The 16,402-nt window shown below is 41.0% G+C and carries 17 protein-coding genes; 7 read left to right on the top strand and 10 right to left on the bottom strand.

Annotation, left to right across the window (positions count from 1 at the left end; genetic code table 11):
* The first annotated feature begins 45 nt into the window (after window positions 1-45).
* Both ACLNCW_RS03635 and ACLNCW_RS03630 read left to right on the top strand, forming a co-directional pair.
* Window positions 46-1,530: a DUF1846 domain-containing protein gene (locus ACLNCW_RS03635; protein ID WP_424845379.1), complete on the top strand. Its 1,485-nt coding sequence runs from the start codon at window positions 46-48 to the stop codon at window positions 1,528-1,530.
* Between the two features lie 94 nt (window positions 1,531-1,624).
* On the top strand, window positions 1,625-2,107 hold the full coding sequence (locus ACLNCW_RS03630; protein ID WP_000032556.1) for an S-ribosylhomocysteine lyase: 483 nt from the start codon (window positions 1,625-1,627) through the stop codon (window positions 2,105-2,107).
* A gap of 59 nt (window positions 2,108-2,166) precedes the next feature.
* Here ACLNCW_RS03630 and ACLNCW_RS03625 read toward each other — a convergent pair whose 3' ends face one another.
* The 5 genes from ACLNCW_RS03625 to rsmH all read right to left on the bottom strand — a co-directional run bounded on the left by ACLNCW_RS03625 (window position 2,167) and on the right by rsmH (window position 9,127).
* Window positions 2,167-4,272, bottom strand: a complete 2,106-nt coding sequence (locus ACLNCW_RS03625) for an ATP-dependent Clp protease ATP-binding subunit (RefSeq protein ID WP_424845378.1) — start codon at window positions 4,270-4,272, stop codon at window positions 2,167-2,169.
* Window positions 4,273-4,611: 339 nt separating this feature from the next.
* Window positions 4,612-5,592, bottom strand: coding sequence for a phospho-N-acetylmuramoyl-pentapeptide-transferase (gene mraY, locus ACLNCW_RS03620; RefSeq protein ID WP_000470817.1), 981 nt, complete (start codon window positions 5,590-5,592; stop codon window positions 4,612-4,614).
* A gap of 1 nt (window position 5,593) precedes the next feature.
* Window positions 5,594-7,846 (bottom strand): penicillin-binding protein PBP2X, encoded by a 2,253-nt coding sequence (gene pbp2x / locus ACLNCW_RS03615; RefSeq protein ID WP_424845377.1) that lies wholly within the window; start codon window positions 7,844-7,846, stop codon window positions 5,594-5,596.
* A 3-nt stretch (window positions 7,847-7,849) separates the two neighbouring features.
* Complete coding sequence (gene ftsL, locus ACLNCW_RS03610) at window positions 7,850-8,167, bottom strand: cell division protein FtsL (protein WP_424845376.1); 318 nt, start codon at window positions 8,165-8,167, stop codon at window positions 7,850-7,852.
* A gap of 9 nt (window positions 8,168-8,176) precedes the next feature.
* Entirely contained in the window at window positions 8,177-9,127 is a 951-nt protein-coding gene (gene rsmH / locus ACLNCW_RS03605) for a 16S rRNA (cytosine(1402)-N(4))-methyltransferase RsmH (protein WP_424845375.1), read from the bottom strand.
* 165 nt (window positions 9,128-9,292) lie between these two features.
* On the opposite strand from rsmH, the gene ACLNCW_RS03600 reads away from it, so the two are divergent.
* From ACLNCW_RS03600 to ACLNCW_RS03580, 5 genes are read left to right on the top strand one after another with little or no spacing between them, the layout of a single operon-like run.
* Window positions 9,293-9,487: a helix-turn-helix transcriptional regulator gene (locus ACLNCW_RS03600; protein WP_001082471.1), complete on the top strand. Its 195-nt coding sequence runs from the start codon at window positions 9,293-9,295 to the stop codon at window positions 9,485-9,487.
* Between the two features lie 15 nt (window positions 9,488-9,502).
* Entirely contained in the window at window positions 9,503-10,045 is a 543-nt protein-coding gene (locus tag ACLNCW_RS03595) for a DUF3278 domain-containing protein (RefSeq protein WP_000712350.1), read from the top strand.
* 10 nt (window positions 10,046-10,055) lie between these two features.
* Entirely contained in the window at window positions 10,056-10,391 is a 336-nt protein-coding gene (locus tag ACLNCW_RS03590; RefSeq protein WP_000839380.1) for a hypothetical protein, read from the top strand.
* 26 nt (window positions 10,392-10,417) lie between these two features.
* Window positions 10,418-10,996 carry a DUF3278 domain-containing protein gene (locus ACLNCW_RS03585; RefSeq protein WP_000711238.1) on the top strand — a complete coding sequence of 193 codons (579 nt, stop codon included), beginning with the start codon at window positions 10,418-10,420 and terminating at the stop codon, window positions 10,994-10,996.
* Window positions 10,993-11,469: a glutathione peroxidase gene (locus ACLNCW_RS03580; RefSeq protein ID WP_261057146.1), complete on the top strand. Its 477-nt coding sequence runs from the start codon at window positions 10,993-10,995 to the stop codon at window positions 11,467-11,469. Before ACLNCW_RS03585 ends, ACLNCW_RS03580 begins: the two co-directional genes overlap by 4 nt.
* 142 nt (window positions 11,470-11,611) lie before the next feature.
* Here ACLNCW_RS03580 and ACLNCW_RS03575 read toward each other — a convergent pair whose 3' ends face one another.
* The 5 genes from ACLNCW_RS03575 to ACLNCW_RS03555 form a co-directional block, all read right to left on the bottom strand.
* Window positions 11,612-11,905, bottom strand: a complete 294-nt coding sequence (locus tag ACLNCW_RS03575; protein WP_000196991.1) for a DUF5960 family protein — start codon at window positions 11,903-11,905, stop codon at window positions 11,612-11,614.
* A complete protein-coding gene (locus ACLNCW_RS03570; RefSeq protein ID WP_000567217.1) occupies window positions 11,898-12,260 on the bottom strand; it encodes a hypothetical protein in 363 nt (120 codons plus the stop codon). Before ACLNCW_RS03570 ends, ACLNCW_RS03575 begins: the two co-directional genes overlap by 8 nt.
* Window positions 12,257-13,672: a Y-family DNA polymerase gene (locus ACLNCW_RS03565; protein WP_261188467.1), complete on the bottom strand. Its 1,416-nt coding sequence runs from the start codon at window positions 13,670-13,672 to the stop codon at window positions 12,257-12,259. Before ACLNCW_RS03565 ends, ACLNCW_RS03570 begins: the two co-directional genes overlap by 4 nt.
* A 3-nt stretch (window positions 13,673-13,675) precedes the next feature.
* Window positions 13,676-14,362 carry an XRE family transcriptional regulator gene (locus ACLNCW_RS03560; protein WP_261053364.1) on the bottom strand — a complete coding sequence of 229 codons (687 nt, stop codon included), beginning with the start codon at window positions 14,360-14,362 and terminating at the stop codon, window positions 13,676-13,678.
* Window positions 14,363-14,729: 367 nt separating this feature from the next.
* Window positions 14,730-16,139, bottom strand: a complete 1,410-nt coding sequence (locus tag ACLNCW_RS03555; protein WP_424845388.1) for a peptide MFS transporter — start codon at window positions 16,137-16,139, stop codon at window positions 14,730-14,732.
* Window positions 16,140-16,402: the final 263 nt, after the last annotated feature.

Here is a 16,402-nt window from a genome sequence, read left to right as displayed (position 1 = left end):
CCTAACTTCCAATTTTTTATTATAATAGAGGTCAGAGGTAAAAAAATGAAAAAACAAGCTTTTAGTTCTGAACAATATTTGAATCTACAGCGCGACCACATTTTGGAGCGCATTAACCAATTTGACGGCAAGCTCTACTTAGAGTTTGGTGGCAAAATGTTAGAAGATTTCCACGCTGCTCGTGTCCTTCCTGGTTATGAGCCTGACAACAAAATCAAGCTCTTACAAGAATTGAAAGAGCAAGTTGAGGTTGTGATTGCCATTAATGCTAACAACATCGAACATTCTAAAGCACGTGGTGACTTGGGCATTTCTTATGACCAAGAAGTTCTTCGTTTGATTGATAAATTCAATGAATTGGGAATTTTTGTTGGCTCCGTTGTTATCACACAGTACGCTGGTCAACCAGCTGCAGATGCCTTCCGCAACCAACTTGAGAAAAACGGATTTGATTCTTATCTTCATTATCCAATCAAAGGATATCCGACAGATATGGATCACATCATTTCTCCAGAAGGTATGGGGAAAAACGACTACATCAAAACCAGTCGTAACTTGATTGTCGTAACCGCTCCTGGACCTGGTTCTGGAAAATTGGCAACCTGTATGTCCAATATGTACCACGACCAAATCAATGGTATCAAGTCTGGCTACGCTAAATTTGAAACCTTCCCAGTTTGGAATCTTCCCCTTCATCACCCGGTCAACTTGGCCTACGAGGCTGCCACAGCAGACCTTGATGATGTCAACATGATCGACCCCTTCCATCTCCAAACCTATGGAGAAACCACTGTCAACTACAACCGTGATATCGAAATTTTTCCAGTGCTCAAGCGCATGTTGGAACGTATCCTAGGAGAGTCTCCATACGCTTCACCGACAGACATGGGTGTCAACATGGTTGGTTTCGCTATTACAGATGATGAAGCTGCTGTCGAAGCTTCTAAACAAGAAATCATCCGCCGTTACTATCAAACTGTTCTTGATTTTAAAGCCGAAAAAGTTGGCGAAGCTGCTGTCAAGAAAATCGAGTTGCTTATGAATGACCTCGGTATCACACCAGCAGACCGTGAGGTTGCTGTCGTTGCGCGTCAAAAAGCAGAAGAAACTGGCGGACCAGCCCTAGCCCTTGAATTGCCAACTGGGGAAATTGTTACTGGTAAGAACTCAGAGCTCTTTGGCCCTACAGCCGCTGCCTTGATCAACGCTATCAAGAAATCAGCTGACATCGCTAAAGAAGTAAAACTAATCGAACCTGAAGTGGTTAAGCCAATCCAAGGTCTTAAAATCGATCATCTGGGTAGCCGCAATCCACGCCTTCATTCAAATGAAATCCTGATTGCACTTGCTATCACAGCTACGGAAAATCCTGACGCTGCGCATGCCATGGAAGAACTTGGCAACCTCAAAGGAAGCGAAGCCCACTCAACCATCATCTTAACCGATGAAGATAAGAATGTCCTTCGTAAACTGGGTATCAATGTAACCTTTGACCCTTACTACCAATACGACCGCTTGTATCGTAAATAACGATTCAAACCTCTCCACCCTCGGAGAGGTTTTCTCTCTGTCTCAGGAGCCGTCTTTATGATATAATGAAAGAAGAAAACTGAAAGGATTTACCATGTCAAAAGAAGTTATTGTTGAAAGTTTTGAACTTGACCACACCATTGTTAAAGCACCCTATGTTCGCTTGATTGGAGAAGAAACAGGTCCAAAGGGAGATGTCATCTCCAACTTTGATATTCGCTTGGTACAACCAAACGAAGACTCAATCCCTACTGCTGGGCTTCACACCATTGAGCACCTCTTGGCCAAACTCATCCGTACCCGCATTGACGGTATGATTGACTGCTCACCATTTGGCTGCCGTACTGGTTTCCATATGATTATGTGGGGACGCCATACTAGCGCCGAGATTGCTGCTGTTATCAAAGATTCGCTCAAGGAAATCGCTGAAACTACTACTTGGGAAGATGTCCCTGGAACAACCATCGAATCTTGCGGAAACTACAAGGACCACAGCCTCTTTTCAGCTAAAGAATGGGCGAAACTCATCCTGGAACAAGGAATCTCAGATGATGCCTTTGAGCGCCATATCATCTAAACACAAAAAGGAACCAGCTTTTAGCTAGTTCCTTCTTTTTTTATTCTCAAAATCTTGAGTTAGGCTTTTTCACGAATGACCAAAACGCCATCTTCCATATCTGCTTCCAAATGTTTGGCATCTAGATGATCCAAGTGGAAATCTGTTACCTTATCACGAATTTGTTGTTCAACCACGCGACGGAGAGGACGAACACCCATAACTTCGTCATAACCTTCTTCTGTGATAAAGTCCTTAGCTGCTTGGCTGACTTCCAAATCAATGTCTTTCTTAGCCAAGGTTTGGTTGACTTCCGCCAACATCAAGTCCACAATCTTAGAAAGGTCTTCCTTATTCAAGTGTGAGAACTCAATGACTGCATTAAAGCGGTTAAGGAACTCTGGACGGAAGAATGGTTTCAAACGATCCATCAATTCTGGTTTGTCCGCATCTTCTGTCAAGTTAGCTTCATAGCCAAATCCAGCATTTGATGTCGCGATAATGACCGTGTTCTTGAAGTTCACTGTATTGCCTTGACCATCAGTCAAACGACCGTCATCCAATACTTGGAGGAGAAGGGTGATTACTTGAGGATCAGCCTTTTCAATCTCATCCAATAGAATGATAGAGTATGGATTGCGACGAACACGTTCTGTCAAGGTATTGCTATTGTCATCATAACCCACATAACCTGCTGTTGTACCGATCAATTTGGAAACGGCTGTGCGGTCACTGTATTCAGACATATCCAAGCGGATAATCGCATCCTTGGTACCAAACATATCGAGCGCTAATTGCTTAGCAAGTTCTGTCTTACCAACCCCAGTTGGACCTACAAAGAGGAAGCTACCGATTGGGCGATTGCCTTCATCAAAACCAGCGCGGTTACGACGGATAGCACGAGCCACTGCTTCTACTGCCTTATCTTGGCCAATTACCTTGTGTTCCAAGCGATGAGCCATATCTTTCAAACGTTCGATGTCTGACGCTCCCATTTGTGACACTGGAATACCTGTCATTCGTTCCACAGACTCAGCCACATCGTTGATGCTTGCAGTCACTTTCATGTCTTCTGTGTGGTTTTCGACTTTTTTCTCTAATTCTGCAATACGTGTTTTAGCATTGAGAGCTGCTTCAAAGTCTTCTGCCTCAACTGCTTTTTCTTGCTTGTCTTTTTCTGCCTCAATTTCCCGTTCAACAGCATGCACATCTGTTACAGGATGTTGAGCTGCCAAGTGAGCTGCTGTTACATCGACAAGGTCGATAGCCTTATCTGGCAAGCTACGTTGTGGAATGTATTGAATCGAATAATCCACTGCTGCTTTCAAGACTTCATCTGGCAAGATGACATTGTGGTGTTGTTGATAGAGATCACGAATTCCTTGAAGGATTTTAAAGGTATCTTCTGCTGAAGGAGCATTTACCTTGACTTCGTTGAAACGACGAGCAAGAGCAGCATTCTTCAAAATAGTGTTACGATATTCGTCTTGAGTTGTCGCTCCAATAACGGTCAATTCCCCACGAGAGAGGGCTGGCTTGAGAATATCCGCAAGCCCTTTAGAACCACTGTCACCTCCAGTAGATCCAGCACCGAGGATTTGATGAATTTCATCAAAGAAGAGGATAATATTCCCTGCTTCTTTCACTTCATTTACTAGGTTTTGAACGTTTTCTTCAAAACTACCACGGTATTGAGTCCCAGCCTCAAGACCTGAGATATCAATGGAAATAATTTCCTTATTCTTAATAGCAGCTGGAACATCACCATTCACAATAGCTTGTGCTAAGCCTTCGACAACTGCTGTCTTACCAACACCTGCGTCTCCTACTAAAACAGGATTATTCTTGGTACGGCGTGAAAGGATTTCAGATGTTTCTTGAATTTCCTTGTTTCGTCCGATGACAGGATCCAACTTGCCCTCACGCGCTTCTGCAGTCAAGTTTCGACCCAGTTTAGCAAGGACACCATCTTGTTTCATACCTGAAGACTGTTGTTTCATTTGTCCATCAGTTTCTGCATTTCCTGGCAATTGACCAGTTGCACGATAGTGAGCAAATTCCTCAGGTGTGACTTCACGTCCATTAATCAAGTAACGGCGATTTTCAGAACTATATCCTCGCATACCACCCATCAATTGGTTAAATAAATCATCCATGTTGTTAAAATTATTAAAGTTGTTGTTCATATTCTTTACCTCTTTTTATTTACTTAGTTATGATTACTGATATTGACTATCTTTGACCTTTATCTTAAAAAATTTAGACTAGCTAGATTGCTACTCTACGTACTATTTCTGGTTTTTCTTTTTCAAGCAGGAGTAGACTATCTTTACTTCTAAAGATTTCTAGATTAAACATAGACCCCACCTCTTTCTATTTTACTTTAAATAAGTGTTCTAGTAAGGCTTTCATTTACCTTACGTTCATAATATACTACATTAGTCAAAAAAGGTCAAGAGATTTGACTTTAATTGACCAATATTTTTTAGAATGCAAAAACACCCTGAAATATCAGGGTGCTATTCTTACATCAAATATAAAATTGCTAGGGTCAGGAGACTTGCTAGAAGCCCCACTCCCCAAAAGAAGAAGTCAACCTTCCACTCGCTCCAAGGATTTCCTTTACCAGACAATCCTCCAAGTTCAAAATGGTGATGCACAGGCGTCATACGGAAAATACGTTTTCCACCAGTCATTTTGAAATAGCCGACTTGCATCATGACCGAAGTTGTTTCAAAGACATAAATAATTCCGATAATCAAGAGAGTCCATTCTTGGTGGAGAGCCATTGAAATAGCTGCCAGCATTCCACCGAGAGCCAAACTTCCCACATCTCCCATAAAGACCTTAGCAGGCTTATGGTTAAAGACAAAGAAACCAAGCAAACCACCAATCATGGCAAGAATCACTAGAAGGATATCCATCTGACCTTGCACATAGGCAATAACTCCATAGGCAGACAAACTAATCACAACGGAAATGCTAGCTAAACCGTCAATACCGTCTGTCAAGTTGACTGCGTTTGAAAAACCGACTAGCCAGAAAAGAGCGAAGACAATATAGAAAATCCCTAGATGCACTTGGTAGCCAAAGACAGAAAGCATATCGCCACCACGCTCATAGAAAAGGTAGAAAATGACACCACCTAGAAGCTGAAGAGCCAATTTCTGTTTGGGATTAAGGCCCTCATTGATTTTACGGAAGACCTTGAGGAAGTCATCTAAAAATCCGATTAAACCATAGAGAACCAAGATAAATAAAATCATACCAACATTATTGCTGAGTTGATTACTAAATAGGGCGAAAAAGAAAGCAACTAAAACAGAAGCAATTAAGAAAACCAAACCTCCCATTGTAGGAGTCCCAGCTTTTGCCTGGTGCTGTTTGACATCCTCATGCATCTGCTGGCCTGTAATTTGCGCCTTTCTATAAAATTGGATAAAGGCCGGAATTCCTACTAAAGTTAGTAAAAATGTCACAATTCCAGCACTGATAGAAATAAACATATTAGTCTCCTAAAGTTAATTTAATTTTTTTAATGTTTTTGATAGCTGTATTAGTCCGAACATCCTGCTTCTGAACGACGGAACCTGAACCTTCAAATTCCAGCTCGATATCCAACCATTTAGCAAAGGCCTCAGCAGTCTCTTTTTTCCAGCCATACATGTCTGGAATTTCTTCTACCTTATCCGATAAAAGGATAACTTGTTGGTTTGGTGCAAGATTGGTCCCTTCTTCTACAGATGATTCTTTAATCTTTGTTCCAGTACCTACAACGATTGGTTGCACAATATTTCGGCGTAAGGCTTCCGCCAACTCACCAGGTGAAATATCCTTGATGCTAGGCATTGCATAAGAAGATTCTGTCGTAACTTTATCTAAATTCTTGGCTGGAGATTGAAGATTGAGAGATTCTTTCATAGCTGAAGCCCGCTCCAAGATTGGGTTGGCAAATTCTCCCAACTGGATACCTGAATAATGTTCAGGTTGTTGAACCGTTACATACAAGATAAAATCAGGATTTTCAGCAGGGTTCATAGCCACAACCGAGAAAATGTAGTTGGTAGAACCAACCAAGTAGCCTCCATTTTTCTCGTCAGCGATTTGAGCCGTACCAGACTTGAGGGCTACATTTTGACCTGGAACATTGACAGTTGCTTTTCCTGTACTATGATTATACATAGTTCCATATATAGGATCCGTTCCTACCAAGACCATGTGAGCCCGAGTTTGGCTAGCTGCATCTTTCGAAACGGGATTTCCTACGATTTCTTTTTGAGATTTACGAACGGTTTGATCATTTGGATCATACAAGGCCGTAATAAATTTAGGCTCTAGCATGACGCCATCATTGGCAATGGCTGTAAAAGCACGTAGCATCTGGGTCTGCGTTACAGAAATCCCCTGACCAAATGCACTCATGGCAATATTGACAATATTATCAGCAGGCAATTGACCTGAATACTCATCAGTCAGACCAAAACGCGTCGGCACCCCAAACTTAAAGCGGTTTAGATAATCCAACCAAGTAGCATCTCCCATTTTTTGTTCAAGTAGACTCATTCCAACATTACTGGAGTGAGCGAAACCTTGTAAGAAAGTCATCATCCCACCAGTAGTCAAACCATCATTAACATCCCAATCTCGAATCGTCACATCCGCTATTTTTAATTCACTGCTATTGAAGTATTCTCCACTTGGGAAGGTATTATTATCAATAGAAGAAGCTAACGTCATAACCTTCATGGCTGATCCTGGTTCATAGTTACTTTGATAAAGAATATCACGCCAAACAAAGTCCTCAGTGATTCCTTCTTTAGTATCTGCATTAAAGGTAGGTCGTTGGGTGGTAGCGAGGATTTCACCAGTCTTGGCACTGACCAAGGTCGCGGTCATATACTTACCTTTTACTTTTTCTAGAAAGGCATCCATCTGAGTTTCCATGAAAGATTGTAGCGGACTAGACAATGTTGTATAAACATCCTTACCATTCACAGTCTTCTGTGATATCTGTTCCGTACCTGGGACGATATTTCCTAAACGATCTTTTTCATAGGTAATAATCCCATCTGTCCCTGCAAGAATCGTATTCAAGGAACTCTCTAAACCAGAAGTTCCTAACAAACTCTTGCTACCATCCTCATTTTCATGAAGTTGGGCTAAGCCAATAAAACTAGAAGCAAATTGGCCATTTGGGTAGCTTCTGTTAGGGCTAGTTGTGAAGTCGATCCCTTCCACACTAGCATCTTTCAAGTCTTTTTTAATAGCCATCATATTGGCATAGGTAATCCCATTCCCTTTTGCTCCAAAGGAAACTTGGGTCAGATTTGGTTGAGCTAATTGCTCTTTCACATAAGCTTCATCCATATCCAAATACTTATGGAAGACTTCAGCTACCTTATTAAACTGCGAATCCTCTACATAAAGAATTTTACCCGTTGCTGACTTGTATTTTTTATCAATAACAGCATAGACGTTATAAGAGGTCGCATCTTCAGCGATAGGCACTCCATTTCGGTCATAGATAGTTCCGCGTTTGGCTGGTACTGTTCGAGTTGTTTGGTGAACCTTTTTAGCTTCTTTTACCAAGTCAGTACCAAATATATTACCTTTTGCGATAATATACGCAAAATTAGCCAAAAAGAGGGCGAAAAGAGCAACAGCTACAAAGCTGAGGTACTTGCCAACTATCCTACGATTTTTTGCTGGAGATTTACGATTTTTTATCGCAAATCGGGTTATTTTTTCTGTCCATTTCATATCTTACTCCGCTGTTCGGATATTTTCATTATTCAATTTCAAATCTTTTTTATCTGCAATCTCTTTCAAACGCTCTGAACGAATCAATTCATTCACTTCCTGCTTAGCATCATCGAGCTCTGTCTTCTTTTCCCCTATCTGCGCATTGATTTTTGTCAAATCACTTTGCACTTGCAAGAGCCGTGTCTGCATAAAGATAATGCTCACTGCTAAAACGAGAGCCGTAAAAGCGATGGAAAGATAAAAAGCCTTCTCCACACGTGAGAATTTTTTTATACGATTCTGCAAGAATTGACTGGTTGTTTCTTTCTTATCTACCATTTTTTCCTCTTACTTGTGAATTTTTCTGGCCACGCGCAACTTAGCTGAGTGCGAGCGGTTATTGGCTTCTAATTCTTCTGCACTTGGCAAGATTGGCTTACGGGACACCAATTCCATCTTGGGCTTGAGATCATCTGGGATGAAAGGCAAGCCTTTTGGAACTTCAACCGTTGAAGCTTCCTTGAACAATTGCTTGGTCAAGCGGTCTTCCAAGGAATGAAAGGTAATCACTGAAATTCTACCATCTAGAGCCAACATCTCCATAGCCTGCTGAATGGATTCATCTGTCGCTCCCAGTTCATCATTGACTTCAATTCGAATAGCCTGGAAAATCTGCTTGGCAGGATGGCCCTTCTTCTTGAGCTCCTTGGCAGGTTTAGCCGACTTGATAATTTCTGCCAACTCAGTCGTTGTCTCGATTGGCTTGACTTCACGTGCTTGTTCAATCTTACGCGCAATCTGTTTAGAAAATTTGTCCTCGCCATATTTGAAGAAAATTCGAACCAAGTCATGATAGTCATAGTGGTTCACCACTTCATAAGCTGTCAGACTAGCATCCTGATTCATGCGCATGTCTAGTGGCGCATCCTTTTTATAAGAAAAACCACGCTCACGCTGGTCCAATTGAGGACTAGACACTCCCAAGTCATAACAAATTCCATCAATTTCCTGAACACCAGCTTCGCGCAAACGTGCCTGTAAATGACGGAAGTTATCCTTGATAAAGGTTACCATCCCTTTTTCGATATAGGGTGCCAAACGTTTTTGCGCATTGTTAATGGCATTCTGGTCCTGGTCAAAGGCATAGAGATGGCCTTTTTTACTTAATTTACTTAATAAATATTCGCTATGGCCCGCTCCACCCAAGGTCGCATCAACGTAGATACCGTCAGGCTTTACGTCGAGCATATCAATCGTTTCGTGGAGTAAGACCGTTACATGATGAAATTCTTTTGTCATATCTTATCTATTTTACCACAAATCTGACTAGCTTGCACTAGTCAGACAAATAGGTCAAAAAAAGTAAGATTTCTTTAAGAAATATGTCAAATATGCTTGACATTCATTCCATAGAAGAATATAATGTAGTCAAATATATACGACACAAAGCAGAAAGGAGTCCAGATGAATCGTGTGAAAGAATTTCGCAAGGAACTGGGCATTTCCCAGCTAGAGCTAGCCAAGGATATCGGTGTCTCGAGACAAACCATCAATATGATTGAGAACGACAAGTACAACCCAACTCTGGAACTCTGTCTCAATCTCGCCCGCAGCCTCCAAACTGACCTCAACAGTCTCTTTTGGGAGGATAATTTTTAAAAAAGGAGTCAACTCATGAAAAAAGAAACCTTCACTGAAAAACTGATCAAGCGCACATACGGTATTTCTGATCCACTTGACGAATACAAACGACGCGAGGCAGACCGTATAGGTAACCAAGTCTTTATCTTCCTATTTTATCTGATGATTTTCGGAAATCTTATTCCACTCCTTCTGGCCTATAAATATCCTCAGCTAGTGGCTCTAGTCTATCCTCCTCTGATTTTAGTGATTGCCCTTATCTCTGCTGGCTATGTCACCTACCAAATGAAAAAAACAGGGATTACAACTATTGAACCAGATATGCTGAATGAGAAAGAAAGCAAGCAACTTCGCTACCCAGGTCTGAAAGCAGGTTTGTTCTTTGGTCTATGGATATTTTTTATAACTCCTCTTCTCGATATACTCATAGGTGAAGGTCAGGACTATTTTCAGTCTCTTCTCACTATAAGAAATGGTGTATCAAGCATTCTCGGTTCTATTTTCTTCGGGGCAAGCATACAGTTCCTCATCTCCCGTCGCATTGCAAAAACTAAGAAAGAGCAGGATAATGATTAGGAGGTGCCCTATGAAATCACTAGTAACTTTACTTACCTATCATCTTTTGTTTGCTTCACTGCTCATCTTCATCATCGTTTCAGGGAACTTGCCAATCTACGATATAGTCTTCCTTCCAGTCTTTGTTCCAGCACTCAACAAAGGATTGACTTATCTAAAGATTGACTCCCAAAAAACGCGCATACTCAACTTAGCACTATTCTTTATGATTCTATCCTTTCTATCCTTACCACAGCTGACGCTCATTTCAAGCAATTGGAAATATTATATACTGCTAACTATCGCCATCCTTTCTTCTATTACTTATCTTTATTATCTCTATCAATTCGTAAAAGAAACAAAATAACATCGTTCATTTAGGAGAAATCACCCATGAAAAAAGAAGACTTAACAACTCGCTTACTTCGAAATTTCTTTCATATCCAAGGGCCTTTTGATGAATGCCGTCAAGAGGTTATCTACAAGGCTTGCGCCCGTTCCATGATCCAAATCTTTTACTCTTCCTTCATTCTCTTCCTATTCTATATTTTGTTCGGAAGCTTTATAGAAATTGTTCGAAATGTTATGCCCTACATCTATTTTGGACTCATTTTGTTCATGAGTATAAAAGCTCAAAAAGCCGTCCAAGAGCTTCATCTTGAAAAGGATGACAAATCAGAAATCATTCTCAAAACCTACAGCAAAGCTCAAATCAAATTCCGAAGCTGGATTGTGTTTATCGGTATTCAGATTGGCTTCTTTACCTTACTCATCTTTCATAAAGTCTTCGTTCAACAGATGTCCCTTTCAGATTTTGGAAAGTTGCTCATGCAATTCGATAAAAGTATTCCTTTCCTGATGTATAGCCTGATTATCGGAAGCATTTTTGGAACCCTGACCTACGGATTTCTATCACTACAGGAGGAGAAAACTCCTAAAAATACCAAACAGAAGGAGAAAAGCAAGCAATGACTTCACTATACGATTTTTCAGTCTTGAACCAAGACAATCAAGAAACTCCACTAGAGACCTATCGTGGTAAGGTTCTCTTGGTTGTCAACACTGCTACTGGATGTGGTTTAACGCCCCAGTACCAAGGACTTCAAGAACTCTATGATTGCTATCAAGAACAAGGTTTTGAGATTTTAGACTTCCCTTGCAATCAGTTTATGGGACAAGCACCAGGCAGCGCAGAGGAAATCAACACCTTCTGTAGCCTACATTATCAGACCACCTTCCCACGTTTTGCCAAGATAAAGGTCAACGGTAAGGAAGCAGATCCTCTCTATGTTTGGTTGAAAGAACAAAAATCTGGCCCACTGGGAAAACGAGTCGAATGGAATTTCGCTAAGTTTCTTATCGGTCGTGATGGTCAGGTCTTTGAACGCTTCTCTTCAAAAACAGACCCAAAACAAATTGAAGAGGCGATACAAAACCTACTATAATTTCACAATCTCACTATTATTAGTTCTCCTTTAGCCTAAGAATAGTGGGATTTTTTGATGGGCTTTGACTTGAATAGGAAAACACCCCATGATATGAACCATGAAGTGTTGTAAAAATGATACATTCATAGCAGACAAGGCACTACTGACTGCTATTCTTGACTCCTGAATATGTATAGGTCCTATTTCTAGGACACGCTTTTTCCGTTACCACCCTAAAATAAAAGCTATGCTCCCGCCCATCCTTGGCATTTTCCTTGTTTAAGACAAAGTAGTTTTTCTGATTCATCGCCATGGTTCGTAGAATGTCATCAATCAAGAAAGTCAAGGGTACGTTCATGGCAGAGTATTTTTGAAAATCCTCTTCAAAATGAATATAGTTATCTGAAAAATAATCCATCTGCAGTTTGTTTTCATACAGCTCTTTTCTAGTCATAAACTCCCTCCTCCCACAGCCGAATTTCTAGGATATCTGCAACCTCTATCAACCTATATCCCTCGTTTGTCCTAATAGATAGAGTCTGAGGTGATAACTCTCTCACCACACCGATGATGGTGATTTTCTGCTTCTTTTCCTTTACCACAAAACTTCCCTTAAGTTGGCCAACATAAAGCTGAGAAAGCAAGTGCAACTTCTCATCTGGAGTCAAATCCGTCGAAAAATCAACACGGCTTTTTTCTTCACTGAGCGAACTGGTGTGTTCTGAGAGGTAAAATCCCATCCACTTCTGCATACCTGGATCTTGATAATCTCGCGCGGATTGAAAGGGTAAATAAGAACGATCAATCATTTTAATCCATCTAATCCTCCAGCAGAATGGCCCCCAATCAGCTTGCTTCTAGCAAGACTACGAGAGGCTTCTTCCAGTGCGTTGGCTTTTAAGAGAGAAGTAAAACCAAATTCTTCCCGAATGGAGTCAATAGCCATCTGGAGCCTTTCTTCTTTTTCTAACTTGTCAACATCATCAAAGAGGGAAATCAAGCTAAAGGACTCATCCACAAATCCTGAATAGTTGACCCCGACACTTCTGACCGCCCCAGAAGTGTATTTATTATGAAATAGTTTCAAAACATAGCCCGTTAAAACAGCTGTATTGTTGGTTGGTTCGACCTTCATTTGTGTGTGTATAGACGGCCTGACTTCCTGTTTAGAGAAACCAAGATAGATAGAAACAAGGGTTGTTTTCTTGCCCGCCCTTCTCAGCCTAATAGCTACCTGCTCCGCCATTTCCCGGAGAATAATTTCAATATCCCGTAGCTTCACGTAGTCTCTAGGCAAGATTTGAGAATTCCCCAAGCCCTTAGATTTGGCTTTATAGGGCTTATGAACATTGCTCTCATCAATCCCGTTAGCATGAAACCACAAACGCAGACCAGCCTGACCTAGAGCTTTCTTTAGCTGGTCGGGATTGCTGGTTGCCAATTCCTTGATGGAAAAAATCCCCAGAGCATGCAAGCGTTTCTCCATTCGCCTGCCAATCCCCCAAAAATCCGTCATCTTGGGAATGGACCAGACCTTCTCTTCCACATCCTGGTAAGACCAGTTGGCCCTCATGGTCGGAGTGTGCTTGGCCTCATTATCCAGAGCCAACTTGGCCAGTAAAGGATTGGCATTTGACATGCCCACTGTAGAGTAGATCCCTGTCTGCCTCCAAATATCCCTCTGAATACGAGCAGAAAGCATATCCAGCTTGTCTTTGCGAGAGAGACTCTTGTCTGAAATGAAATAATTAAGTGAACTAGTCAGGTCAATAAAGCCCTCATCGATAGAGTAGGGATAAATATCATCTGGACTGCCATAGTTTTGAAAGATTCGCTGGATTTCCATATTGACTGCGATGTACTCGTCCATTCGAGGAGGGACAATCAAGGTCACTTGAGCCCAATCTTCGATGTAGCGAACATAGTCCGAGTCAGTCGGTAGCCCTTGCTTTCGAGCATTGTAATAGGAAAATTTTCGCGTTTTGATATCAAAAGGCAAATCATAGGCCCGACCAACATTTGACTTGCCAAAAATCTTCTTAAACAGGGGAGAGGAGGCTAGGATAAGACCAGTGGAATTATCCGCGCGACTCATGACACAAAGCGAGGTTTTCAGCGGATGTAAGCCCCGTTTCACGCACTCAACACTGGCATAAAAGGATTTCATATCGACAAAAGCAATGTCACTTTTGGGCTCTCTGGAATAATCAAAGTAGCCCATTGACTAGCCCTCCATCGGCACAAAATTCCCAACGATAATGCCAACAATCCGAGGATCTTCCTCATAGGAGATGAAAATATCCTGGTATGTAGGATTGATAGAGACCAGACGCAATCCATTCTCCTCTCGATAGACCCGTTTGATATAGGTCTGGTTGTTGCAAACCACTGCATAAACCGCTCCATCATAGTCAAATCCTGTCTCTCTAATCAGAGCTACTGAACCATTTTGGTATTTAGGTTCCATGGAGTCCCCAGACACCCATGACGCAAAATCATGAGCCAACTCCTCATTAAAGTAAACCGTATCAAAATTCTGATCATCGTAGACCGAAGCCCCAATCCCTGCTGACATGCGTTCATAAACACGGTACTCGTAGAGGCGCTCTGGCATAGCTGTCACTTTCTGGGCTTGCTCCTCTTGAGATAGGTTGCGAGCATAGAGAACAACCTTCTCCTGACCTTGCTTAGAGAGGCTATGGTAGAGACGGACAATCTCGATCTGAGTAAAATATCCTTTTGGTACTTTTAAAATATTCTCTAGCTGGGCTACCTTCTCCTTAGACGGTTCTTTGATTCCACGTTCCCAAGCTGAGTAAGCTTGGAAACTAATCCCAAGTTGCTCTGCAATTTCCTTCTGTGTCAGTTTTAACTCTTTCCTCCGAGCCTTCAATTTCTCTGGCTGATACATACTTCACCTCCTAGTATAGAACCTTATCTTAAATGATTTTCCTTAGAAAAGCTAATCTTTAGTTGAGTCACTTTTAAAACTCAACCAATTTGGTTTAGTTTTATTATATAAAAAAAGTAGACAAATGTCCACTAGGAAAAGCAGAAACATCGTGAGTTTTATACTCAATGAAAATCAAAGAGCAAACTAGGAAACTAGGCGCAGGCTGTACTTGAGTACGGCAAGGCGACGTTGACGCGGTTTGAAGAGATTTTCGAAGAGTATTAATCAAACTAAAAGGACCTAGCCCTACACAATACAGAACTAAATCCTTTGAATAAATAATTGATCTAACTTTTAAAATTCCTACAGAAATTCCAGTTTTTCTCTATTTGATACCAGACATTAGTTTTTCAATACGTGGAACGTAGAAAAGTAAGATAATACCGAATACAATCGTAATTCCTCCAACAATTCCATAGTAAGCTACTTCAGTTTCGCTTGTATAAAATTTTACAATTTGAGCATTGATAGCTTGGGCAGCTGCATTACTCAAGAACCAGATAGACATCATTTGTGCTTGGAAGGATTTTGGTGCTAACTTAGTAGTGACTGATAGACCAATCGGCGAAATCAGCATTTCCCCTACAATCACAATAGCCCAACTCATAATCAACCAGAGAGGACTGACCTTAACATCTGTCCCAAAGAGCATCCCTGGTAACATCATCCACAAGAAGGATAAACCTGCAGCAAATAAACCGTAAGCAAATTTCTTAGCAGAGGATGGTTGCTTTTTACCCATTTTCCCCCACAACCACGCAAAAATCGGCACATAAATCATAATGAAAAGTGGATTGATACTTTGGAAAAAGCTAGATGGAAAATGAATCTGATTCCCAAATACATTAATGTAAAGTCGAGTTTGCTCATCCGCAAATAGAGCGAGAACAACAGACCCCTGCTCCTCAATAGACCAGAAGAGTACCCCAGCTATAAATAGAGGAATGTAGGCAAATACTCGAGATCTCTCAGTAGCAGTTATTTTCTGACTAGATAAAATCTTGAAGAAATAGTAGATTGGAATAATTACAGCAATCACTGTAAAGATATTAACAATCATATCCACATTAAACTGGTGAGTAAAGACTAAACCTATAACCACGAGAATAACTACGACAAGTGTAAGCAGCAAACGTTTAATCAAGATCTGCTGCTCCGTCTGTGAAAGTGGGTCAGTAGGGTAAAGGCTTGATTCAGGTAGGTATTTCTTCCCATCCAAAACATACTTCACCAGACCAAAGAACATCCCAATGGCAGCTAATGAGAAGCCCAGATGGAAATTGACTTCCTGACCTAGATAACCCACTAGATAAGGGGCAACGAATGCACCTAAGTTAATCCCAAAGACAAAGATACTAAAACCTGCATCTCGTCTATCATCCTCTTTCTCATAAATTCCTCCAACCATATCTGAGATATTGGGTTTTAAAAATCCAGTACCAAAGATAATCAAAGCAATAGAAAGATAGAGAGCCACTTGTCCAAAAGGTGTTGCCAAAGCAATATGTCCTAGCATAATCAGAATCCCACCGTAAAAGACAGTCTTACGGCTTCCTAAAATACGGTCACTGACAAAACCACCAATAACCGAGGACAAAAATACCAGCGAGCCATAAATAGCCATAACCGATGCAGCTGTGGTCTTCTCCATCCCCAATCCACCATCTTGCACACTATAGTACATATAGTAAAGCAGGATTGCTCGCATCCCATAGTAAGAAAAGCGTTCCCACATCTCCGTAAAGAAGAGGGTGGACAAGCCAATAGGATGTCCAAAAAATGTTTTCTGGTTTTCCATATATATTCTCCTTTAAAACATAATAACTCATTTTACAGAATTTTCAAACGAATGTCAAACAAATTATGTTTTTTTAGAAAATTTTCTGAAAAATCTAACTTCTCATACTTAATTCCACCATAAAAATCCGTTTTAGACTAACTTCCACTTCGGTCAGGCAAGTGGAAGTTACGTTGAAAAATCTCCTTTAAAAATTTGCT

It is taken from the genome of Streptococcus sp. CL6.22 (assembly GCF_049738055.1).
In the GTDB taxonomy this organism is placed as follows: domain Bacteria; phylum Bacillota; class Bacilli; order Lactobacillales; family Streptococcaceae; genus Streptococcus; species Streptococcus mitis_DJ.
Note: the sequence above shows the minus strand (reverse complement) of the source record. Positions and strands in the feature narration are given on the sequence as shown.